Below are 5821 nucleotides of genomic sequence, written 5' to 3'. Positions count from 1 at the left end.
TGACGGTTATGCCCGAGCTACTGGCGAAGTTGGTGTTGTACTTGCTACCTCAGGCCCTGGCGCAACTAACTGTATTACAGGTATTGCCACCGCTTATATGGACTCAATTCCGATGGTAGTATTATCGGGGCAAGTACCTACTAGCTTGATTGGTGACGATGCATTCCAAGAAACTGACATTGTTGGCTGTTCTCGCCCGGTTGTAAAACACAGTTTTAACTGCAGAAGCGCTGAAGAAATTCCGGCTATTTTGGCAAAAGCGTTTTACATTGCAAGTACTGGCCGCCCAGGACCCGTTGTTGTTGAGCTACCAAAAGATATGCTTAACCCTGCTATTAAGTTTGAGTACAACTTCCCTAAAACAACAGAGCTTAGAACCTACAGCCCAAATACAAAGGGCCACTCTAAACAAATTCGCAAAGCGGTTACCGCAATTTTAGAAGCTAAAAAACTGGTTATATACTCAGGCGGCGGTATTATTTTATCTAACACCTCTGAGCAATTAACCCGCTTAGTTGAATCGCTAAATGCACCTATCACTAATACATTAATGGGCTTAGGCGGTATTTCGGGTATTCACCCAAATTACGTGGGTATGCTGGGTATGCACGGCACGCTTGAAGCCAATAAAGCAATGGCAAATGCCGATGTCATTTTAGCACTGGGAGCGCGTTTTGATGATCGTGTAACCAATAATGTTAAAAAGTTTTGCCCTAATGCAACCATCGTTCACGTTGATGTAGACCCGACCTCTATTTCTAAAACGATTAAAGCACATATTCCGGTTGTGGGCTGTTTAGCCACTGTAATGGAGCAACTGCAAGCTGGCATAGATAAAAGTAGCATTCAAATTGATCGCAGTGCACAAGAGGATTGGTGGCGACAAATTATTAGCTGGCGCGAGCAAAAGTGCCTAAGCTACAACACCGATGGCGATAAAATAAAGCCTCAAGCTGTTATAGAAGCAGTGTATAAAGCCACTAATGGTGACGCATATGTAAGCTCTGATGTGGGTCAGCACCAAATGTTTGCAGCGCAATATTATCCATTTAAAAACCCTCGCCAATGGATCAATTCAGGGGGCTTAGGCACCATGGGCTTTGGCTTACCAGCAGCGATGGGTGTTAAGCTTGCCTTTCCTGATAAAGAGTCAGTGTGTGTAACCGGCGATGGCTCTATTCAAATGAATATTCAAGAGCTATCAACATGTTTACAGTACAACTTGGCTGTAAAAGTGGTTTCGCTAAATAACCGCTCACTAGGCATGGTTCGCCAATGGCAAGATATGATTTACGGCGGTCGCCATTCATCTTCATATATGGACTCATTACCTGACTTTGTAAAACTTGTTGAAAGCTATGGCCATGTAGGCATAAAGGTAGATACTTTAGATGAGCTACAACCTGCTATAGATAAAGCCATGAGCATTAACGACCGTTTAGTATTTTTAGATATTAACGTTGATGAAAAAGAACATGTATACCCAATGCAAATTAAACTAGGTGGCATTGATGAGATGTGGTTACGTAAAGGAGTAAAAGCATAATGCGTCGTATATTATCTATTTTATTAGAAAACGAACCGGGAGCCTTATCTCGCATTGTTGGGCTTTTTTCGCAGCGCGCCTACAACATAGATAGCTTAACAGTGGGTACTACTGATGATGAGTCACTGTCACGTATCACCATTACCACTATGGGTGATGATAGAATCGTTGAGCAAATTACTAAACAAGTTAATAAATTAGTTGATGTACTTAAAATTATTGATTTGACTGAAATGAGTCACATCGAACGTGAATTATTACTTGTTAAAGTATTTGCCCAAGACGAAACCACACGAGCAGCGGTTACACGCGTGGTAGACGTGTTCCAAGGTGCTATTTTAGATATGGGACGCCAAAGCTACAGCTTACAACTGGTAAGCAGCACAGACAAAATAGAATCGTTTTTAGACACCCTACGCCATGAAACCGACATTATTGAAGTGGTGCGCTCTGGTGCTGTAGGGATCGGCCGTGGTGACAAAGCACTAAAAGCGTAATTAATTAAAGCTTAAGCGTTTTTATTAAATCCCTGCTAAGCAATTAGCAGGGATTTTTATGCTAAGCCTTGCCTTACAACGCTCTGCATTAATACCTAATTAGGCATGCGGAAATAAGCTTAACTTAGGTAAGCTCACTGCTTTAATACAGGCAAAAAAAAAGAGCTAAATAGCTCTTTTTTAAAAAATTCTGTAAAACGCCAATTAAGGGTTTACTTGGTCTTTAAGACCTTTACCTGCTTTAAAGCTTGGGATAGTTGCCGCTGCGATTTGGATCTCAGCACCCGTTTGTGGGTTACGGCCAGTACGTGCTGCACGTTCTTTAACTGAGAAAGTACCAAAACCTACTAATGCAACTGAATTACCTTCTTTTAAAGAAGAAGTTACAGCGCCAGTAAACGCGTCAAGTGCACGTGTAGCAGCAGCTTTAGAGATTTCTGCATCAGTAGCGATTTTTTCAACTAATTGAGCTTTATTCATTGTTAGATTCCTATTCGTTATTATTTTGCCTTCGCAAAACCTATCTTTATGCATTTTTAAGGAGTTAGCAACAGCAAATTGCATTTTTTGCTTAAATACTTCGAAAATGCGTAAAATTTTAATAATTCTCGGTAAAATACAGCGTGTTGGGTTAACTAAAACTTAATTTAAGTACACAAAAGGCACACTTTAAATAACACACTGCTCTATATTTTTTCGATAACTAAGGTCACTTCCCCAACCTCGACACCAAACTTAACAATAGACGTTCGGTTTATCAAGCGCGATTGTGTAACCAGGTACATCCAATCATCAAAATTTACCTCAAGCGTACTGCCGTCATAGGGTAAGGCCACATTATAGTTCCAATGAAACACACTGCCTGCGCTTTTACCGGTTGCAATGCCAAGCACATCATCAGCACGTCCCACCAAGCTATTATCGTCATTAAGGGTGACATACCAAATACGCTTTTGTGTTTCACCATCATCGTACACAAAGTCTTCCTCTATAACGCCCTCGTTCCCTTCCCAGCGCGCATTCATAGTGACAACAAGTTTACGTGTGAGTTCGCCTTTATAATCTTGCACAACGCCGTATGCTTTCAAATCGCCACTGAAAAACGCTTTAAAATCAAATTCTGGGTTGCTGCTATTGTAGTGCTCTACTTTTGGCGCGGAGCAGCTCACTAAAAATAATGCGGCCATTAAAATACATAGCTGTTTAAATTTATTTATATTGCGCATGTTAAATCCCTAATAATTGTTTTCTAAGTGCTGGCTCTGAGGTGTTTGGGCTTAGCCAAATAGCTAAAAACTGATTGGCAAATTGCGAGTCTGTAATTTCACCTAACTTTTTATTATTATGATAAAAAGTAGCCTCACCGCTTGGTGATGTTTGTAAGCTTAACGACTCGCCTTTTTTAATGTCTGGCCAAAGAGCGAGTAATTTATCAGCATACTTAGCTGATAAATCACTTTTACCTAAATGCTGCCATTGCTCTTTAGTGGCTTTAACAATGTCTTTTGCTGCAAAGTCTCTCAAATAGGTGAGCGTAAATTTAACGGGGTGCGCCCCCTGTTTGTAACTCCCTGAGCGGGTATATAACGTTGCATCGTAAACATCCCAAAATAAATATTCCATGCGCGCCTCTCCCACTTTTTTAAAGTCAGTTTGCTCTTCGCTAAAGCTCAATGGGGTAAAAAAAGTAGCCATAATCATTGTGGCCGTTATTACACATATTTTTGCGGTGATATTCATACAAGCTCCTGTTATTGCTTGCTAAAATTTATAATCGCTTTAATTTTTTGGTTAATAATAAGAATTAATGTAAAGGCAGCAGCCCAAAGTGCGCCGTACAGAAGCCAAAACATCCACACAGGTGAATAAATACTAAGCACGCCAAATTGAGCACCTGAATAATAACTAATTGGCGCAAAGGCTAAGCACACTAAATAGGCTTGCCAAAGTTTTAGGTTAGTAATAAACGCCATTGATGTGTTTAAGCAAAGCAATAATGCTGCCCATAGCAAGGCTAACCAAAGCGGAAAAGGGGATACTTTAAATTCTAAAAGATTTAGCTGCACAGCAAGGTATTCACATAACAGCGCAATTGGTAAAGCTTTGACTAAAAGCAACGCATCGAGCTTATGCTGCTTTGATAAAACAAACATAAGCACAACAATACCAGAGGTGTATAAAACAGATTGAGCTTCTAAAAACAGTGATAAAAACCACACTGTTTGAAAAAGCACAAAATTAATAATTAAGGGCAATTTCGTCATTTTGACTAGTAAAACGTGGTTTACGTGCCGTTAAATGAACGGTACTGGTTGCTCGCGTTCTAAAAGCGCCTTCGCAGTAAGCAAAGTAAAATAACCATAATCTGTAAAAACGCTCATCAAACTTGTCACTGTCTAAGGTGTGCCAGTTATCAATAAAGCGTGTGCGCCAATCGGCTAGTGTTCTAGCATAGTGCGCGCCTATGTCGCTTACAGTATGAATAACCATATCGGTATTGTTCTTAATTTGCTCGCTCATCTCATTAATTGAAGGCAAACAACCACCGGGGAAAATATACTGCTGAATAAAGTCAGAGTTTTTTAAATAATGTTGATAACGTTGATCGCCAATAGTGATCGCTTGGATAAGCATTGCACCGTCTTCTTTAAGCAAGCTATTACATTGCTTAAAAAAGCTTGGTAGGTATTCATGCCCTACTGCTTCTATCATCTCTATTGATACAAGCTTGTCGTATTGACCTTCTAATAAACGGTAATCAAGCTTGAGCAAAGTTATATTATTTTCAAGTCCTAACTGTTTAACCTTGTTTTCAACATAGGCATATTGCTCATCAGAAATCGTTGTTGTGGTCACATGGCAGTTGTAATGTGTGGCCGCGTAAATCGCAAACGCCCCCCAGCCTGTGCCAATTTCAATAACTGAATCGCCTTCGTTTATCTCTACCTGCTCACAAATTTGTTTAAGCTTGTTTTGTTGAGCATCCTCAAGAGAGGCGTCTCTTGATGGATAAACAGCGCAGGAGTAAAGCATTTCCTCGCTTAAAAATGACTCGTATAAATCGTTACCTAAATCGTAATGTGCAACGATATTCTTTTTCGACCCAGATTCTGAGTTGCTGTTTTTAAGATGGTTAAAACGGTGGGCTAGGCCACTAAAAAACGAGAATTTTTTTTCAAAAGCATCTAGTTGTTTTTGGTTTATGGCAAAAATTTCGATGAGTTTGGTCAAGTTATCACATGACCATTGCCCAAGAATATAAGACTCACCAGCACCCACACTGCCAGATAGCGCAAATGCTTTGTACATGGCAGTGTCGTTAACGGTAATCGTGGTTTTTAAGTCTGAATGTTGTTGACCGAATACTGTTGAGCGACTGTTTTCAACTAACACTATTTGGCCTGTTTCAATACTTGCAAAGGCTTTGGTGACTAGCTTTTTATATAAGTTTGTAAACCAACCTGTTTGCTCTTGGCAGTTTATACTCGAGACTTTTTCCATCTTAAACCCTTTATAATTGTATCGCTACCCGCAACTAAGCTTGTTTAACTATACTAAGGTTTTCCTGAATGACCTAAAAAAGGAACCCTTTTAATAAACAGCTTAAGTGCTTGCACATAAATACCTTTGAAAATAGACAAAGTCATCGCAGGAAATTTTTTTAATAATTTATTAATTTCTTGCTTCGTTAACTGACTTCGCTTTAATCGTAAAGACGCGTCGAATAACAACTCATCCCCACGTTTATTTTCTATATGAATTAATGTGTTATCGGCTG

At 39.7% G+C, this 5821-nt stretch carries 8 protein-coding genes; 2 read left to right on the top strand and 6 right to left on the bottom strand.

Annotation, left to right across the window (positions count from 1 at the left end; translation table 11 throughout):
* Both ilvB and ilvN read left to right on the top strand, forming a co-directional pair.
* The coding region (gene ilvB, locus L650_RS0122655; RefSeq protein WP_029774499.1) for a biosynthetic-type acetolactate synthase large subunit at window positions 1-1546 on the top strand (1546 nt) is incomplete at its 5' end.
* Entirely contained in the window at window positions 1546-2043 is a 498-nt protein-coding gene (gene ilvN / locus L650_RS0122650; RefSeq protein ID WP_004586403.1) for an acetolactate synthase small subunit, read from the top strand. The genes ilvB and ilvN, both read left to right, overlap by 1 nt.
* 204 nt (window positions 2044-2247) lie before the next feature.
* On the opposite strand, the gene L650_RS0122645 is transcribed toward ilvN, so the two are convergent.
* The 6 genes from L650_RS0122645 to L650_RS0122620 all read right to left on the bottom strand — a co-directional run.
* The gene (locus L650_RS0122645; protein WP_004586404.1) at window positions 2248-2523 is read right to left on the bottom strand and encodes an HU family DNA-binding protein; all 276 of its coding nucleotides are present in this window, start codon (window positions 2521-2523) and stop codon (window positions 2248-2250) included.
* Between the two features lie 206 nt (window positions 2524-2729).
* Window positions 2730-3269 carry a DUF3833 domain-containing protein gene (locus tag L650_RS0122640; protein ID WP_024031747.1) on the bottom strand — a complete coding sequence of 180 codons (540 nt, stop codon included), beginning with the start codon at window positions 3267-3269 and terminating at the stop codon, window positions 2730-2732.
* A gap of 1 nt (window position 3270) precedes the next feature.
* Entirely contained in the window at window positions 3271-3744 is a 474-nt protein-coding gene (locus L650_RS0122635; protein WP_128081082.1) for a chalcone isomerase family protein, read from the bottom strand.
* A 50-nt stretch (window positions 3745-3794) separates the two neighbouring features.
* The gene (locus L650_RS0122630) at window positions 3795-4307 is read right to left on the bottom strand and encodes a DUF2878 domain-containing protein (RefSeq protein ID WP_029774497.1); all 513 of its coding nucleotides are present in this window, start codon (window positions 4305-4307) and stop codon (window positions 3795-3797) included.
* Complete coding sequence (locus L650_RS0122625; protein ID WP_029774496.1) at window positions 4282-5544, bottom strand: SAM-dependent methyltransferase; 1263 nt, start codon at window positions 5542-5544, stop codon at window positions 4282-4284. The genes L650_RS0122630 and L650_RS0122625 overlap by 26 nt, the downstream gene beginning before the upstream one ends.
* 53 nt (window positions 5545-5597) lie before the next feature.
* A partial coding sequence (locus L650_RS0122620; RefSeq protein WP_029774495.1) for a DUF1365 family protein occupies window positions 5598-5821 on the bottom strand: 224 nt, incomplete at its 5' end.

This window comes from Pseudoalteromonas sp. TB51, assembly GCF_000498055.1.
Classification (GTDB): Bacteria; Pseudomonadota; Gammaproteobacteria; order Enterobacterales; family Alteromonadaceae; genus Pseudoalteromonas; species Pseudoalteromonas atlantica.
The sequence above is the reverse complement of the archived record's forward strand: the minus strand, read 5'-3'. Positions and strand labels throughout refer to the sequence as shown.

Bases quoted from the DNA above. Each gene is read 5' to 3' on its own strand.
- L650_RS0122635 (WP_128081082.1), bottom strand. From the start codon at position 3,744: ATGATTATGGCTACTTTTTTTACCCCATTGAGCTTTAGCGAAGAGCAA.
- L650_RS0122630 (WP_029774497.1), bottom strand. From the start codon at position 4,307: ATGACGAAATTGCCCTTAATTATTAATTTTGTGCTTTTTCAAACAGTG.
- ilvN (WP_004586403.1), top strand. From the start codon at position 1,546: ATGCGTCGTATATTATCTATTTTATTAGAAAACGAACCGGGAGCCTTA.
- L650_RS0122640 (WP_024031747.1), bottom strand. From the start codon at position 3,269: ATGCGCAATATAAATAAATTTAAACAGCTATGTATTTTAATGGCCGCA.
- L650_RS0122625 (WP_029774496.1), bottom strand. From the start codon at position 5,544: ATGGAAAAAGTCTCGAGTATAAACTGCCAAGAGCAAACAGGTTGGTTT.
- L650_RS0122645 (WP_004586404.1), bottom strand. From the start codon at position 2,523: ATGAATAAAGCTCAATTAGTTGAAAAAATCGCTACTGATGCAGAAATC.